A 14952-nucleotide genomic window follows, 5' to 3' on the forward strand; every position below is an offset into this window, starting at 1 on the left:
CTACCTAACATATGCTTTTGTAGCTGCTTTTTGGTTTCTTACAAATGGAAAGATAGCAATTAAGATAATCATTTCAAATACATATTGAAATAATAAAAAACTGTTTCGGGCTAATGATTACTGCTTCCTGATGCATATCGACCTTTGTAATAGCACGTCACCTCATCTCTAGTTTACAATTAGATGGTTAATAGGCTTAAAAATTGCACTCAGCCAATCTAACGGATTAGGGAGCGAAAAGTGCATGCTATGTAAAATATTTAGAGTCATGCTAAAGAGTAGAAAGAAAGAAAATAAATAGAGTTCTTTTTTCTGCTCTTTTTTTAATAAAGAAGGAAGCTCAATCGCCGTAATGATACCGCTTAAAAGTAAAACACCAATTAGTAACTTCATCTTCCTTCCCTCCTTCTTCATCCTAGTTAGTAATAGCATTTCTCTAACCCCAAAAAATATTTATCAAAATAAAAAGACTAGATACTGGTTTGTATCTAGCCGGTAATCTAGCAACTTATTAGCTTGTCCGTTATGTGTTATAAACTGATCTTTAATAATAACTTTATCCATCCAAAGACAGAAAGCCAAAGCGGAATACTTAAAGACGTTCCCCATAGTAAGCCCAGTAAGAAGTTTCCATTTTCACTCATGCAAACCAACTCCTTCTTGCTTTTTAGAACGCATTTTACATATGTTATATTGGAACTAATTATAGTTTAACTTTAACAGAAAACGTTTTCAAAAGATAGTGAAATAATACCTAATAAAGAGTCTAGCACACAACGAAATGATTCTTTCCCAAAGACGAATGGTGATGTTTCTAAAATAGTTAGGTTGTAAGAACAAGTTTGTTTCATTGCGCTGCAAACACTCGCTTTTTTAAATTGTTTTCAAACCAACAAAAAATATCCGAACTATCAAAAGGAGTTAACTCCCGACAGTTCGGATAGATCCTTGACTGAAATACGTATGTCCCAGCCTTGTTACTCACTTGTGCTCTCCATGACGCTGAAGACGATTCTCGATAAACAGTCGCTCAACAAATTGATTTAACTGCTGCTGATACATCAAACGTTCTTTGGCTGAACGCGAGTCTCGAATTAACTGTTTAAAATGTTTAATTTTTTTACGTTGTTCAACCGTTACATGATGAGAAAGAAGCATGTAATCCCCCCTCGTTTTCATTAACGCTTAAATTAAGTAAAACAATATTTTTCCATTATTCCAACAGATTTGTCAGACATTCTAACAAATTATTTATCGACTTTTTTCAAAACCTTTACTTATTGACCTTTGGCACCTACTAAAGCTAGCCCAGGTCCGTATGGTGTTAGATGAACATCTAGTAAAAGTTCTTTTGTATAAGGTAGAATCGCCTCTTGGATTGCTACTGATATACCGTTAATGACCTGCAGTTCATCATTTTCTTGGGCTTCTTCAAATGACAATCCGATATTTGGAATTTCACAGCTAATTCCTTTAAAGTAAAGACGAATACCTTCAATTTCTTGTTCTGATAAAATCTCTTCAATCAATGCTTTTGCTTCATTTGTAATAATCATTCAATCTCTTCCCTTTACTATATTCTCTTAGCTATCTTAACATAACCTCCTAACTCTTCTCATTAAAGAAAAAAGGTTCGTTATTAAATTATAATAATTATAAATAAGTATTGATTATAATCTAATATATGTTATAATCTATATATATCAGTTAAACCAGGAGGAATGACACATGAATTTAGAACAATTCTTAAATCAACAAATTGCTAACTTAAACGTATTTTACACGAAGCTCCACCGCTTTCATTGGTATGTAAAAGGACCTCAGTTCTTTACTCTTCATGAGAAATTTGAAGAACTATATACAGAAACGGCTGCGGATATCGATGAATATGCAGAGCGTTTATTAGCAATTGGTGGACAGCCTGTAGCTACGTTAAAAGGTTTTTTAAGCCTAGCTACTTTAAGTGAAGAGGGAAATGAACAAACTGCTCACGAAATGATTGAATCTGTTGTTAATGATTACCTAATTCTCGTTCAACAGCTCAAAATGGGGATTAAGATTGCTGAAGAAGCAAATGATCACGTTACTGCTGACTTATTCATCGGCACAGTTGGTCGTTTTGAAAAGCATATCTGGATGCTTAATGCATTTTTACCAGTAAAAGAATTAGTATAAATAAAAGACGAGCCTACTTTACTTGGCTCGTTTTTTATGTTGTAGCCATTTAAAAAAAGTCATATCATCTTGAACACCTTCAACCAAAACTGCTTCATACACATGTGCACTTTTATAATAGCGATTATACCCATTTTGCTGTTTAAAAAATAAAATCTGCTCTCTTTTCTTCTCTGTCATTTTTGCTTTTAACTTTTGCTGTTTTTGTAGCATCTGCTGTATGGTTGCTTCAGACACAACATTCACATTAATTTTCCATTCATGTCCTTCGATGTCTGTGTATACAGCCCAAGTCATTTCTTCTTCCTTTTCTTTATTACCAATAAAGATCATTTTAACGGGCTTCATTCTCAATGCTAAGTCTTTACCAAGTGCAAAAAATAAATCTTCAATAACCTTATCGCTTCCAATGTAAACATCGAGATGACGAAGTACCATGACATTTAAATCAAAGCTGCCTGCAATGAGAGGGTTGCCATATTGTTTGCATAAATGTAAAAGCTGATATTCTTCCAATAAGCTTGTTGCTTCTGCTTGTAGTTGCTCCGACCATACCATTAACTCATTCATTAAGCTATATCTCCAATCCTTAAAGTTAAAGTTCATATTCGATATGTGTTGTAAAATTCCTTTGATATCATCAATAAAATCTAAAACCTTTCAATATTTTTCTTTTTGTACGTATAAAGATGCTTGGATTCTTTACACTAAACAACGTATTTATTACACTAGGAGGATGGATATGAATAACGAACAAACACATATGAATATGCATACTGGTAAGGTTCCTCAAGTTATGAATCACGGAGGACATGGACTATTTGACGTTCATGAAACGCTAGCTGGCATGATCAATGTTTTAGATCAGTTCATGATGTTTCGACAATACATTCAAGATGAAGAGTTAAAGCAAATGTTAGATCGTCAATATAGTTTTATTTTGGAAGACTACAACCGTATTGTAGAATCTTTTTCAACAGGCCAAGACCCTTCTAGTCCAACGCAAACCTATAACATGGCAGAATCAAACGGTTTTGTATACGGATTAAAAGCAAGTCAGCCTAAAAAACCAAATCAATCCATTAATGACATTAGCGATAAAGGAATTTCTGGGCACATGTTAGGCTTATTAAAAGGTCATGCTTCACTCGTTACCATGACCTCACTTGAAATTACAAATCCTATTGTACGCCGCTTATTCGCTGATAGCGTTCCTAATTGGATTGAAATGGCATATGAAGTAGCCCACTATCAAAACAAGCGTCATGATTACCAAGTACCGCAGCTAGCCGCTCAAGATGTACAGCAAATGACGCAAAGTTTCGCAAAATCTACACAGCCTCCCGAGCTTCCAAACAATAAAACGTTACATTAAAAAAAGCATCTGCTTTGTGTGAAAGCAGGTGTTTTTTTTATGAACATTGCATGATTAACCATGTGTTTTCGAATTGTTTTTTTTCAAGAGCTTGTCTTTCAATACAATAATATAAAATTCCAACGTCGCCCCACATCATATTAAGCTGATCATCAGAGTCAATTTGAAATAATAACTGCCAGTCGCCTTTCTTACCAGAGAACTCTTGACATTCTTCCAAAACGTCCCCTTGGATATCCCACGCTGTTCCCCCAATTTGATGAAATGGAATGTTACCATTGATTTCTAACATAAGAGCATCAAATTGATCATACAGCTGATCGTCTTCTATATATGTATCTCCAAGTCGGATATCATAGCTAAACTCTACCCCACACTGTAGGTATATGCTTGAAACGTCTACTTTTGTTGCAGTTAAATCATCTGCTGTCCCTTCATAAAAAAGTACGCGCCAACCATTTTGTTGATCCGCTTCACCATATGCTTCACCATCATAAAAGAAGTACAGATAACCCGTGTCAGGAAGAAGTAAATCTTGCTTCCACGCACCTTCTAACTGAGATAGATTGATTTGACCAATAAACTGTAGATATTCTCCATCCTGTTTAGGCCAGTAAAAATCTTCCGGTAAATCTGGGTATCCTCCTAATTTTGATGTACCCACTTCCAGTTCGTCAGCACGTGTTGGGTGTACCATAACACATGTATACAAAGAGCTATATATATCTTCCTTTAGTGTTTGAAGTCCATGTTTCAAAATTAAATTATCCAATATATTCACTATTTTCACCTCTAGGCTAGTATAGCACAAACCCATTAATGAGAACGCTTCTTTCTCTTTTTAAATAGCGCTGGGGATTGTTTCAATACATGTTCTTCCTTCGTTTAGATAACACTTACTATATACACGTACTAAATAGGTGGTGAAACGTTTGACGATTTTAAATCTTTTCCTCGTTGCTCTTTTAATTGGCTTAACTGCCTTTTTCGTAGCAACTGAGTTCGCAATTGTAAAAGTGAGAAGCTCGCGCATTAACCAGCTTGTTGATGAAGGAAATAAAAAAGCGATAGCGGCTAAGCATGTTATCACGCATCTAGACGAATATCTATCTGCTTGTCAGCTTGGAATTACCATTACAGCTCTAGGTCTTGGTTGGCTTGGTGAACCAACACTTGAACGCATCCTACATCCTCTTTTTGACGATATCAATATGAATGAACGTTTAGCAGGCATTCTGTCATTTGCGATTGCATTTGTCATTATTACATTTTTACATGTTGTGGTAGGTGAACTAGCACCGAAAACGTTCGCTATTCAAATGGCAGAACGAATTACTTTATTATTTTCTAAGCCAATTATTGGGTTTTATAAAATTATGTATCCATTTATTAAAACACTAAACGGATCCGCTCAGCTCCTAACTCGTATGTTTGGGTTACAGCCTGCTTCTGAGCATGAGGTAGCTCATAGCGAAGAAGAAATTCGAATTTTACTTTCTGAAAGCTTAAAAGGCGGAGAAATTAACCAATCTGAATATAAGTATATGAATAAGATTTTTGATTTTGATGACCGCTTAGCAAAAGAAGTGATGGTACCTCGCACTGAGATTGTAACTGCATCAAAAGATGATATTGTAGAAGTTTTTCTACAAGTGGCCAATGTGGAAAAATATACTCGCTATCCAATTATTGAAGATGGTGACAAAGATAAAATAGTTGGGCTTGTAAATATCAAAGAAATTTATAATGACATTGTGTTTAACCAAAAGGATGGTACAAACACTTTAGAATCCTATGTCAAGCCAATTTTAAAAGTAATTGAAACCATCCCGATTCATGATTTATTAGTAAAAATGCAAAAAGATCGTGTCCAAATGGCGATTTTATTTGATGAGTATGGCGGTACAGCTGGTTTAGTCACAATTGAAGACATCGTTGAAGAAATTGTTGGTGAAATTCGTGATGAGTTTGATGCAGACGAAATTCCCTATGTACAAAAAATTAAAGAAAATCATTATATTTTAGATGGCAAAATGTTAATTAGCGAAGTAAATGATTTGCTTGGTACAGATATTAGCGACGACGAAGTAGATACGATTGCCGGTTGGGTACTAACTGAACGATTCGATGTTGTTAAAAACGATATAGTACAATATAATGATTTTTATTTTAAAGTGTTAGTCATTGAAGACTTTCATATTAAATACGTGGAAGTAAAGAAACGAAAAGAAAATTCTTCAAGTAGTAATGAAGATAAAATAAAAAAAGAAGAGTTTGAGACATAACAAAATGATGGCTTCTAAAAGACGAACACTAGCTGTTCTCATCTCTTTAGTTTGTCTCAACACGTTCGTTCCATTGCGCTACGGCCACTCGCTTTCCGCGGGGAGGAACCTGAGCTTCCTCGCTGCGCTGCGGGATCTCCGTTTTCCCTCTCTTTCCCGCAGGAGTCGAGTGTCCTACGCTCCATTCCACCCTGTTTCCAACATTGTTTTCACAATCAACCAAAAAACCTGAACGATTAGAAGTTATGAACTCTCAATCGTTCAGGTATAGTAAAGGCTGAACTACTTATGTCTCAGTCTCTTTGTTTCTTATTACCACTCATCGTCTCCGCTAAAAAAGCCACCATCAAAGAGATCATCGGCTCCTTCTAAGTCTTCTTGTATGTCATCAAATGCCACATCTTCAAACATGTCATCCATCACTTCTCCTAAAAGCATACCACCTATCATACCTGCTGCAAACCCTCCCATAGCGCCTCCAAGACCGCTCATACCTCTTTTATACTCGCCTCTTTGGTAATGAGAAGGCTGAAAGTGTTCATAGCTAGCTGGATTGTCAATCATTTCTTCAATAATTTGATGAAGTGATTGCTGAAGCTTCTTATTATTACTGAGTTCTTCAGTTGAAAAAGAGATTTCTCGCTTTATTTCACGCTCTCGACCAAAGCTTGGTAAATCCAGTTCAAGCAAAATACGAAGACCTTTATCTTCTACAGCTACCTCAAATTCTAGCTCTCGAATACGGCGTTGAAATTGAGAGGTTGGGAAAAACTCAAACTCTTGTTTATAACCGTTAAATTGGCCAGAATGCTGTTTCTCTCTAAACCCTAAACTTTCAAGTGCTTCTACAAATTGATAAAGTGCCTCAGGAGCTTTAATACGGATGTCATCTCGATCTTTGGCATCTGCTCCTCCTTCAATATCTAAATGTGTTTGAAAGAAATAGCTACAATTGCTTGCTGAAATAGGAATATCCATTGGTAAATCATATTTAAAACCCCATTCTTTCTCTTCTCCTTCTCTAATAAGGAAAGAAGAAACGATTGGGATGCTCGCTACTTTATGTGTATGAAACTGACCGTTACGTCCACGCACCTCCAGCCATAGTTCTACATTTATAAAATTAATGTGCTGCTCAATTTTGCCACCTTGGACTTTGATTTTTCCTTCCACATGCTCACCTAGCTTATATGTATTTTCGTTCAAAGTGAGGTCGACTTTTGCAGCGCCTACACCCATCTTTGCAAATATTTTCTTTAACATGATAATCCTCCTTTTAAATTACTTACACTTGTATTACTACATACGAACGCTTTTTATATAAGTTTCAAAAAAAAGTTCTCACTCCGAGAACTTTTATCGCACCCTTAATTCTTTCATCTTTTGTAAAATGTTCAGCTCGCTTCGCCGACAAATAAACAAATATAGCCTATCACAATAATGCTAACACCGACTGTTTTAATTAACTAAGCCGCAATTTCTTTATCACGTAATAGCTCTTCAATCCACTCCACGGATTTTTCCTCTTCAGTGATAACGCATAGTTATCTATACTATGCGTTCGCCCAGTTAGAAGTGAATAGTCATTGGTATTAGAAAAAAACCGATAGTAGATAACCACCTAGAGCAGTTGCAAGTACAACAATCCAGGGAGCTACTTTCCAGTACATTAATAAGCCAAATGCCACAAGCACTAATGCAAAGTCTGGTGTTGTTTTGATTGCACTAGTAAAAACTGGATCATATAATGCTGCAAGCAAAATTCCTACAACAGCTGCATTTACGCCCATTAAAGCTGCTCGTACGCTTGGTTTTCTACGAAGAACATTCCAAAATGGTAAGGTTCCAAGAACAAGCAAGAATGACGGTAGAAACATTGCAACAGTTGCAACTAAGGCACCGGACCAACCAGCGGTTACTGTTCCAAGGTAGCTCGCAAACGTAAATAAAGGCCCTGGAACTGCTTGAGTTGCACCGTATCCGGCTAGAAATTCAGACTCTGTCACCATGTTAATTGGTACTACTTCACGTTCTAGCATTGGAAGAACAACGTGGCCTCCTCCAAAGACAATCGAACCAACTCGATAGTAAATATCAATTATGCTCATCCAAACAGTAGGAATTGCGGTACGTAAAAGTGGTAATCCTACTAATAATGCGATAAATACAATCCATGCCAGCACGCCAACTTTTCGGCTGATTGTAATAGGCATGTCCTGCACATCATCCATTTTCATTTCTTTATATAGAACATATCCTATTATGCCAGCAGCTATAATAGTACCAATTTGTCCAATAGCGCTTGGAAAAAACAAAGTAATTAGCGCTGCGAGTATAGCCATCGCAATACGAGGTCGATCTGGCGCTAAGTTTTTTCCCATGCCAAGAACCGCTTGGGCAACTACTGCAACAGCAACAATTTTCAGACCATTAATCCAGCCTGCACTTGATGCGTCAAATCCTTGCACTAAATATGCAAACACGATAAGCACAATAACTGAAGGCATTGTAAAACCTATCCATGACAACACGCCTCCAAAAATCCCACCGCGCAGCATCCCAATCGAAATTCCCACTTGACTGCTAGCTGGTCCCGGTAAAAATTGACACAATGCAATCAAATCCGCATAACTTTTTTCATCAAGCCACTTTCTCTTTTTTACATATTCTTCTCTGAAATATCCTAAATGTGCAATAGGCCCACCAAAAGAGGTTAACCCAAGCTTAGTTGAAATCAGTAAAATTTCAATCCACCTTCGAAACACTGATTGATTCATGTTGTATCCTCTCCTTCTTTTAATACTTCTCTAGCTAATTCACGAATTTGCTCTTTTGCACCTTGAAGCACCTCTTGCCCTTTTTCAGTAATCGTATAATACTTGCGAATTTTCCCTTTTACAATTCGCTCTTCTTTTATTAAAAGCCCATCTTTCTCCAAATGATGAAGCGTAGGATAAATGGTTCCAGGGCTAATATCGTAACCATGTGAATGAAGTTCTTCAATCATATACGACCCGTAAATTGGCTCGACGCTGGCATGGTACAAAATGTGGATTTTAATACTTCCCAGAAAGAATTCGCGTAACATAAGGATCCCCCTTATCCAATATCATATTTTGATATCGGATATTGATATCATAACATGATAAAGTTAATCATAATGTTAAGTGTTTGTAAACTTTATTTTTTTTATTAAAATAAAAAAACCTTACCCGATGGAGGTAAGGTTTTACACTCTTAATATAGTAGGCGATTCCAGTTATCTCCCTTTTTCTTATGATGCGTACTTTTTTCATCATGCTGGTTTTTTTCTTTTCGATCCTGTCTTTCCGCTCTACGCTCATCACGAAGGCGATGTCTTTCTGCACGTTCTTCCTTCTTTTTGCAGTGCCCTTTTTCTCTTTCTACTCGCTCTTCCTTCTTTTTACAGTTCCCTTTTTCTACACGACATTCCGCTTTGACATAATCTTCTTCTTTGCGTTTGCATCTTCTTTTCTTACATTTAGCTTCTGCTTTAAAGTAGTATTGATTTGATTGATGAAACTTTTTTTCTGCTTCTTTACGATGTTTTTCTGTCATATAAATTCACCTTTCAACATAGAATATTTTATTTATAGTAATAAACTATGTACAATCCTATAAGTACGTGCATTGTTGCAATTAAGTAACTGCGCCTTTTTTTATATTTCTTCTAAAAAAAAGCCTTTACATCGTTTGGATGTAAAGGCTTTTTTCACTTAATCATACGTTTAATTATATTATCTGAATAAAACTCTAATATTTCTCTTCTACGAATAATACCGATAAAGACTCCTTGATCATCAACAACAGGTACAAAATTTTGCTCGATTGCCTTTGTAATAATCCCATCAATTTCTCCATAAATTGGAATTGGTTGATAATCTTGATAACGATCAACCTCTGTTACCTTAATATTTTCCATATCTTGAAAGCGATAATCTCCTAGACTTTTTAACTTCCAAAGCAAGTCCCCTTCAGTTAAAACACCAACGTATTTACCTTCATCATCTACCAAAGGTACCGTAGAATAGCGATGGTGCTCCATCTTCTCAAGCGCCTGCCTTAAGGTTGATTGAATATTAAGGGTTACTACTTCTTGTTTTGGAATCAAAAAAAATGCCAAATTCATTTTTTACTCTCCTTTTTTCCCACTAAACGTCCTTCTTATCTGTTTACTTTTCTTGTTATTTATTTCGAACAGTAACAAATTATAATTAGTATATACATGTTTACACGTTTTCTTCGTTACTATTCCCTAACAAGCATATCATCAATCTTATTTTACACATTTTATTCACTCTAATCGAGAAATTACATAAGTTCGCACATTTAGTATTCCCGCCCATTATCGTCACCTTTTCAAGCGTCTTGCGTACAATAAAAGTGTAATATAAGGAAGGAGGCGTTACGAATGGGTTCTTATGGCGGTTACAATGGTGGTTTTGCATTTTTAGTCGTACTATTCATTCTTTTAGTTATCGTAGGTTGCAGTTGCTATGGTGGCTGGGGATACTAATGAATAAGTGAAGAGCTGACTCGTCAGCTCTTCTTTCCTTTATATTACATATTCTTTACACACCTGAATATTCCTGCTATACAAGGCTATTTATCATAAGTAAATGTCTTGATATCATAGTAGATAGCTCAGTATATGAACCGGACTGAGCTTTTTATTTATTAGTTTATACACGAAAGGCATTTCCGTTTTTCATAAAAAACTCCCACATAATCCTACTTGAATCAGGGCCTTTTTCATCCGTATAGCTTCCTTCTGCGTTTCCGCCAGACCACGCGTGTCCCATACCATTTACAGTGTATTGATCGATTGAAATTTCTCCTTTGGGGCTTGCATATTGAGCATAAGTAAAATCTCTTCCAAACTGCCTTTTTTCTTCTCTAACCTTTTTAGGCTTATGGTCAATCCACCCTTCAACCTTTCCATCAAACGCTAAATTATTCGTAGTAATCCACTGTTCTACGACTTGATCTGCATTTAAAACATTTACCGTAGAGTCCGCATTTCCATGAAACACAATCACCGGCATCGGCTTAGCTCGCTTACCCATTACCTGATGTGCAACTCTACCTTGTCTCACAGGTGGAGGACCTTGATTCGCCATTGCTGCGTACGCATTAAATACATTTAATGCTGCCTGATACTCAAGTCCAGCCGCCACGCCGATTCCAGAAAATAATTCAGGATACGTAACGCCCATAACGATGCTCATTGCTCCGCCAGCAGATAGCCCTGCAATAAACACTTTGTCGTGTTGAATAAAGTGCATACGCTTTACTTTTTTAACCATCCCAGCAATAATAGCAGGCTCTCCCAAACCTCTCAGTTGATGAAGAGGCTCAAACCAGTTCCAGCACTTCTTTAAATTTGCATTACTTGATTGCTGAGGATAGATAACGATAAATCCTTTTTCATCTGCAAGTGTGTTCATGTTTGTTCCTTTTGCGAAATCGCCTGCGCTCTGTGTACAACCGTGCAGCATAACCATAAGAGGATACGTTTTCAAGAAATAATAATTTTTAGGCAAATAGACTTTAAATTTCTTTCCTTGATAAGTATATGTTTTAAACGTACCACCAGATTGTGTTGAGAATTCCTGATCGTGATCTAAAGAGAGAAGTAACAAAGCCATAATAACAAAAGGTAGTGAGCCTGTCATAACATTACACCTCTTTTTGTCAACGTTTTCATTTTTCTGTTTACACCTATATGTGAAAATTGTCACTAGAAGATGATAAAAGGACAAACAAATCGTTTGCCCAGTTATAATTAAACGAATAAGAACGTCGTCAGTGTACTTATTCTATACCCCGTTAGCTAGTCTTGAACACATTAATGTTCATATACTTCTATTCTATGAACGTTTTTTGACAAATATCATTTTTATTATGATAAACAAACAATGGTTAACGTAACACCGGCTCCAGTAGTCAATACGGCTGCACCAAGTAAACCAAATAACTGTAGTGAAATTGTCGAGCCTGCTGCTAAAGTGACGATACTTTATCCCTTATAGTTTAGTAAACTAACCAAACCTCCTACAACCATGGATGGGACTGCTACACCATTGGTTACAATCCGTGCTGTCGCTAATAAGCCTGCATTAGACTGCTGTTTGTTAAGCATTCATCAACTATATAATTTTTACTTAATAATCCGGCATATGAACACCGGCTATTCTTTTTAAAATTTGCTCAGATGCCCCCTCCAAAAAAGCTAGAAAAGAAGAAACAGACTCTTGAATAGCTGCTTTGTTAGGATGGAATCGATTTTGGATGACGGTTTCTTTCAGCCATTTCCAAATCCGTTCAACGGGGTTCAAATTGGGCGAGTACTTCGGCAGAAAGAAACGAATGAGTCGATCCTCATGCTGTTCAAAAAAGGGCTGTAACTCTTTTGCATCATGAATACGAGCACGATCCAACACCATAATAATGACTTTATTTGGGTAATAGTCGAGCACATACTTCATAAAGGAATGAAAAGCTGGGGCTTTACAATTGTCAGCTACTTGGCAGAGAAAGTCGCCATTTAAGACATTGACAGCTCCAAATAGACTAACAGCTGCATGGTGCCCAAAAGTAGGGACTTGTTTTTGTTTCCCTTTTTGAAACCATGTGGATCGTAAAGCTTGATAGGCGTGGATTCGACTTTCATCTTCATAAAGTAAAATCATATCGCCCGAGAGGTTTTTTTTACCATCTCCATGTCTTGCAGGAATTGCTTTTGTTCGTTTTGATCCGCCTTTGCTAAGGTATAAGTAGGTCTAGTGTAACTCAATCCCATGCCCGTCAACATTCGATAAATGCCACTTCGACTCATGGTGACTGAAAATTTTTCGTAGATGACATGTTGAATCACACGTGTATCCCAGTTAGCGTCAATCCCAAATCCTTCTTTTTCCGGTGTACTTTCTAAGATCATGCGTCGAAGTTCTTCTTTTTCTTCTTGGGTTAAATAAGCAGGTTTACCGGTAGAATACTGACGGGTGACTAAACCATCCATCCCATATTGATTAAAGGTTTTGACATAGATAGACACGGTTTCACGGTGAAGATTCAAAAGCTGAGATACTTCTTTTCCTGTATAGCGTTCCATGATGAGCCGAATCGTCATGACGCGTTGTCTCATTTTCACGTTTTGAATGGTTTTTTCGTATTGACGTAAGTCAGCAGGTGTCCATCCATGGTCATTTGTAATACGTAGAACTTTCATCATCCATCTACTCCCTTATGATTATCTTAGGAACAGTATGGACGCATTTTTTTAAAAATAAGCACGTCGGAAATTAAAATCAAACTTATATAGTTGATGAAATTATTATTATCGATACGGGTTCTGTTGATGATACAGTCAAAATTAATGTACGGATTTAATCCCTACAGACGCTAGCACTTTATATAATGAACACTATTTTAAGCAACGAAAATCTTTGATATAGACTGAGCTTAGAAGACAACGCTAAGCTCTTTAATAAATTTATAGACATATTCACGACCTTATTTGGAAACATTATGCATATACAACGAAAAAGGTGGAGATAGTGTTGGATATTCCCAAAAAGGCACAGCCGATGTGGAGAGAAGAAGTTAAACTCCCAAAAGGCAGTACATTACAGGAAAATCGCAAAGTAGATGTGGTAGTAGTTGGTGGTGGGATTACTGGAATTACAACGGCTTATTTGTTGCAGAACGAAGGGCTAAACGTGGCACTTCTAGAAGCTAATGAAATTTTAAATGGGACAACTGGTCATACAACAGCCAAAATTACTGCTCAGCATGACGTTATTTATGATGAACTAATTGGACATATTGGCGTTGAGCAAGCAAAGCTTTATTATGAAGCAAATGATAACGCTCTACACTTTATGAAAGATCTAATCGAAAAAGAAAACATTGATTGCCAATTCTCAACGCAAGACGCTTACTTGTATGGTGCTACACTAGAATTTGATCATCGGATACATAAAGAATTTCGTGCGTATGAAAAACTTAACATTCCATGCGATTTTAAAACATCGCTTCCGTTTCAGTTTGATATTCGCGCTGCAGCTATTATGAAAAATCAAGCTCAATTTCATCCTCTCCAATATTTAACTCACCTTGCCAAACAGTTTTTGGAAAAGGGTGGAGTGATTTTTGAAAATACCGTAGCAAATGATATTGAAGAAGGTACATCCCCTACTGTCATTACGAGGGATGGCCACCGAATATCCTGTCAGCATGTTGCAATTTGTACACATTTTCCTTTTTATGATGGAGCAGGGTTTTTTTATACTCGAATGTACGCCAAGCGCTCTTACGTATTAGCGGCAAAAACAAAACAAAAATTTCCGGGAGGTATGTACTTAGGAGCAGACCAACCAACACACTCGCTGCGCTCAGCTACTTTAAATGGGGAGGAAGTAGTGTTAATTGGTGGTGAAGGTCATAAAGTAGGACAAGGAATCAATACAGAATACCACTATCAATCGTTACAGCGATTTGCAGAAGAAAACTTTAACGTTCTTTCATATCCCTATCGATGGTCAGCTCAAGATCTTATTACCATTGACAAGATCCCTTATATTGGTAAATTGAAAGAAAGCAAAGAAAACATCTTTATTGCAACAGGATTTAAAAAATGGGGAATGACGCACGGAACGGTAGCCGCACAGCTTATTACAGACCTTATTATGCAACGGAAGAATCCGTATGAAGAAGTATATAAGCCTTCTCGTTTTCATGCTGATCCAAGTATCCGCTACTTCTTACGTCAAAATTTAGATGTTGCAGATCATTTTATTCGTGGAAAGCTTGATTTGCCTAAAAAGTCCGTTGAACAACTAGAAAAAGGAGAAGGAAATATCATTTATGTAAACAGTAAACGAGCAGGAGCCTACAAAGATGAAGGTGGAAAAATCCATTGTGTTGACACTACTTGTACACATTTAGGCTGTGAAGTGAACTGGAATGCTGGAGATAGCACATGGGACTGTCCATGTCATGGATCCCGCTTTTCTTATGATGGTACGGTCTTAGAGGGTCCAGCTAAAACGCCGCTAAAAACGATTAATCTAAACGACGAAGAAAGCACATAAT

At 36.8% G+C, this 14952-nt stretch carries 18 protein-coding genes; 5 read left to right on the forward strand and 13 right to left on the reverse strand.

The genetic code is table 11. The features are described from left to right. Positions 1-168: 168 nt before the first annotated feature. The 3 genes from MKZ18_RS12350 to MKZ18_RS12360 all read right to left on the reverse strand — a co-directional run bounded on the left by MKZ18_RS12350 (position 169) and on the right by MKZ18_RS12360 (position 1556). On the reverse strand, positions 169-393 hold the full coding sequence (locus MKZ18_RS12350; protein WP_119543383.1) for a hypothetical protein: 225 nt from the start codon (positions 391-393) through the stop codon (positions 169-171). A gap of 588 nt (positions 394-981) precedes the next feature. After that, complete coding sequence (locus tag MKZ18_RS12355; RefSeq protein ID WP_167556128.1) at positions 982-1158, reverse strand: hypothetical protein; 177 nt, start codon at positions 1156-1158, stop codon at positions 982-984. Between the two features lie 119 nt (positions 1159-1277). Then, on the reverse strand, positions 1278-1556 hold the full coding sequence (locus MKZ18_RS12360) for a Fe-S cluster assembly protein HesB (RefSeq protein ID WP_025911238.1): 279 nt from the start codon (positions 1554-1556) through the stop codon (positions 1278-1280). 172 nt (positions 1557-1728) lie between these two features. Between MKZ18_RS12360 and MKZ18_RS12365 the strand changes: the two genes are divergently transcribed. Next, positions 1729-2175: a Dps family protein gene (locus tag MKZ18_RS12365; RefSeq protein ID WP_061786371.1), complete on the forward strand. Its 447-nt coding sequence runs from the start codon at positions 1729-1731 to the stop codon at positions 2173-2175. An 18-nt stretch (positions 2176-2193) separates the two neighbouring features. Here the strand turns inward: MKZ18_RS12365 and MKZ18_RS12370 are convergent, their stop codons facing one another. Continuing rightward, positions 2194-2745: a hypothetical protein gene (locus MKZ18_RS12370; RefSeq protein ID WP_025911234.1), complete on the reverse strand. Its 552-nt coding sequence runs from the start codon at positions 2743-2745 to the stop codon at positions 2194-2196. Between the two features lie 172 nt (positions 2746-2917). Here MKZ18_RS12370 and MKZ18_RS12375 point away from each other — a divergent pair, with 172 nt between their 5' ends. Beyond that, a complete protein-coding gene (locus MKZ18_RS12375) occupies positions 2918-3550 on the forward strand; it encodes a spore coat protein (protein ID WP_144594348.1) in 633 nt (210 codons plus the stop codon). Between the two features lie 37 nt (positions 3551-3587). Here the strand turns inward: MKZ18_RS12375 and MKZ18_RS12380 are convergent, their stop codons facing one another. Beyond that, the gene (locus MKZ18_RS12380; protein ID WP_061786372.1) at positions 3588-4331 is read right to left on the reverse strand and encodes a YwqG family protein; all 744 of its coding nucleotides are present in this window, start codon (positions 4329-4331) and stop codon (positions 3588-3590) included. 151 nt (positions 4332-4482) lie between these two features. Here MKZ18_RS12380 and MKZ18_RS12385 point away from each other — a divergent pair, with 151 nt between their 5' ends. Beyond that, entirely contained in the window at positions 4483-5835 is a 1353-nt protein-coding gene (locus MKZ18_RS12385; RefSeq protein WP_340842514.1) for a hemolysin family protein, read from the forward strand. Positions 5836-6147: 312 nt separating this feature from the next. On the opposite strand, the gene MKZ18_RS12390 is transcribed toward MKZ18_RS12385, so the two are convergent. The 5 genes from MKZ18_RS12390 to MKZ18_RS12410 all read right to left on the reverse strand — a co-directional run bounded on the left by MKZ18_RS12390 (position 6148) and on the right by MKZ18_RS12410 (position 9985). Continuing rightward, positions 6148-7098: a sporulation protein gene (locus MKZ18_RS12390; RefSeq protein WP_283880071.1), complete on the reverse strand. Its 951-nt coding sequence runs from the start codon at positions 7096-7098 to the stop codon at positions 6148-6150. A 329-nt stretch (positions 7099-7427) separates the two neighbouring features. Continuing rightward, complete coding sequence (gene chrA / locus MKZ18_RS12395; RefSeq protein ID WP_061786524.1) at positions 7428-8612, reverse strand: chromate efflux transporter; 1185 nt, start codon at positions 8610-8612, stop codon at positions 7428-7430. Continuing rightward, positions 8609-8923 carry a PadR family transcriptional regulator gene (locus MKZ18_RS12400; RefSeq protein ID WP_025911351.1) on the reverse strand — a complete coding sequence of 105 codons (315 nt, stop codon included), beginning with the start codon at positions 8921-8923 and terminating at the stop codon, positions 8609-8611. The genes chrA and MKZ18_RS12400 overlap by 4 nt, the downstream gene beginning before the upstream one ends. Before the next feature lie 149 nt (positions 8924-9072). Then, positions 9073-9414 carry a hypothetical protein gene (locus MKZ18_RS12405; protein ID WP_206782719.1) on the reverse strand — a complete coding sequence of 114 codons (342 nt, stop codon included), beginning with the start codon at positions 9412-9414 and terminating at the stop codon, positions 9073-9075. Positions 9415-9568: 154 nt separating this feature from the next. Beyond that, positions 9569-9985, reverse strand: a complete 417-nt coding sequence (locus MKZ18_RS12410; RefSeq protein WP_025911347.1) for a CBS domain-containing protein — start codon at positions 9983-9985, stop codon at positions 9569-9571. 282 nt (positions 9986-10267) lie between these two features. On the opposite strand from MKZ18_RS12410, the gene MKZ18_RS12415 reads away from it, so the two are divergent. Beyond that, on the forward strand, positions 10268-10372 hold the full coding sequence (locus MKZ18_RS12415; protein WP_076512409.1) for a YjcZ family sporulation protein: 105 nt from the start codon (positions 10268-10270) through the stop codon (positions 10370-10372). Between the two features lie 166 nt (positions 10373-10538). On the opposite strand, the gene MKZ18_RS12420 is transcribed toward MKZ18_RS12415, so the two are convergent. The 3 genes from MKZ18_RS12420 to MKZ18_RS12430 all read right to left on the reverse strand — a co-directional run bounded on the left by MKZ18_RS12420 (position 10539) and on the right by MKZ18_RS12430 (position 13090). Further along, on the reverse strand, positions 10539-11531 hold the full coding sequence (locus MKZ18_RS12420; RefSeq protein WP_163070882.1) for an extracellular catalytic domain type 1 short-chain-length polyhydroxyalkanoate depolymerase: 993 nt from the start codon (positions 11529-11531) through the stop codon (positions 10539-10541). Between the two features lie 489 nt (positions 11532-12020). After that, complete coding sequence (locus MKZ18_RS12425; protein ID WP_100346442.1) at positions 12021-12548, reverse strand: IS630 family transposase; 528 nt, start codon at positions 12546-12548, stop codon at positions 12021-12023. Beyond that, positions 12545-13090 carry a helix-turn-helix domain-containing protein gene (locus tag MKZ18_RS12430; protein WP_239422052.1) on the reverse strand — a complete coding sequence of 182 codons (546 nt, stop codon included), beginning with the start codon at positions 13088-13090 and terminating at the stop codon, positions 12545-12547. The genes MKZ18_RS12425 and MKZ18_RS12430 overlap by 4 nt, the downstream gene beginning before the upstream one ends. 355 nt (positions 13091-13445) lie before the next feature. Here MKZ18_RS12430 and MKZ18_RS12435 point away from each other — a divergent pair, with 355 nt between their 5' ends. After that, on the forward strand, positions 13446-14951 hold the full coding sequence (locus MKZ18_RS12435) for an FAD-dependent oxidoreductase (RefSeq protein ID WP_186317476.1): 1506 nt from the start codon (positions 13446-13448) through the stop codon (positions 14949-14951). The last annotated feature ends 1 nt before the right edge of the window (position 14952 follow it).

The organism is Priestia sp. FSL W8-0001 (assembly GCF_038050335.1).
GTDB lineage: Bacteria > Bacillota > Bacilli > Bacillales > Bacillaceae_H > Priestia > Priestia flexa.

Excerpts from the sequence above, each read along its gene's own strand:
- MKZ18_RS12355 (WP_167556128.1), bottom strand. The coding sequence starts at position 1,158 with ATGCTTCTTTCTCATCATGTAACGGTTGAACAACGTAAAAAAATTAAA.
- chrA (WP_061786524.1), bottom strand. The coding sequence starts at position 8,612 with ATGAATCAATCAGTGTTTCGAAGGTGGATTGAAATTTTACTGATTTCA.
- MKZ18_RS12365 (WP_061786371.1), top strand. The coding sequence starts at position 1,729 with ATGAATTTAGAACAATTCTTAAATCAACAAATTGCTAACTTAAACGTA.
- MKZ18_RS12415 (WP_076512409.1), top strand. The coding sequence starts at position 10,268 with ATGGGTTCTTATGGCGGTTACAATGGTGGTTTTGCATTTTTAGTCGTA.
- MKZ18_RS12420 (WP_163070882.1), bottom strand. The coding sequence starts at position 11,531 with ATGACAGGCTCACTACCTTTTGTTATTATGGCTTTGTTACTTCTCTCT.
- MKZ18_RS12350 (WP_119543383.1), bottom strand. The coding sequence starts at position 393 with ATGAAGTTACTAATTGGTGTTTTACTTTTAAGCGGTATCATTACGGCG.
- MKZ18_RS12400 (WP_025911351.1), bottom strand. The coding sequence starts at position 8,923 with ATGTTACGCGAATTCTTTCTGGGAAGTATTAAAATCCACATTTTGTAC.
- MKZ18_RS12410 (WP_025911347.1), bottom strand. The coding sequence starts at position 9,985 with ATGAATTTGGCATTTTTTTTGATTCCAAAACAAGAAGTAGTAACCCTT.
- MKZ18_RS12390 (WP_283880071.1), bottom strand. The coding sequence starts at position 7,098 with ATGTTAAAGAAAATATTTGCAAAGATGGGTGTAGGCGCTGCAAAAGTC.
- MKZ18_RS12375 (WP_144594348.1), top strand. The coding sequence starts at position 2,918 with ATGAATAACGAACAAACACATATGAATATGCATACTGGTAAGGTTCCT.
- MKZ18_RS12435 (WP_186317476.1), top strand. The coding sequence starts at position 13,446 with ATGTGGAGAGAAGAAGTTAAACTCCCAAAAGGCAGTACATTACAGGAA.
- MKZ18_RS12430 (WP_239422052.1), bottom strand. The coding sequence starts at position 13,090 with ATGATGAAAGTTCTACGTATTACAAATGACCATGGATGGACACCTGCT.
- MKZ18_RS12405 (WP_206782719.1), bottom strand. The coding sequence starts at position 9,414 with ATGACAGAAAAACATCGTAAAGAAGCAGAAAAAAAGTTTCATCAATCA.
- MKZ18_RS12370 (WP_025911234.1), bottom strand. The coding sequence starts at position 2,745 with ATGAATGAGTTAATGGTATGGTCGGAGCAACTACAAGCAGAAGCAACA.
- MKZ18_RS12425 (WP_100346442.1), bottom strand. The coding sequence starts at position 12,548 with ATGATTTTACTTTATGAAGATGAAAGTCGAATCCACGCCTATCAAGCT.
- MKZ18_RS12360 (WP_025911238.1), bottom strand. The coding sequence starts at position 1,556 with ATGATTATTACAAATGAAGCAAAAGCATTGATTGAAGAGATTTTATCA.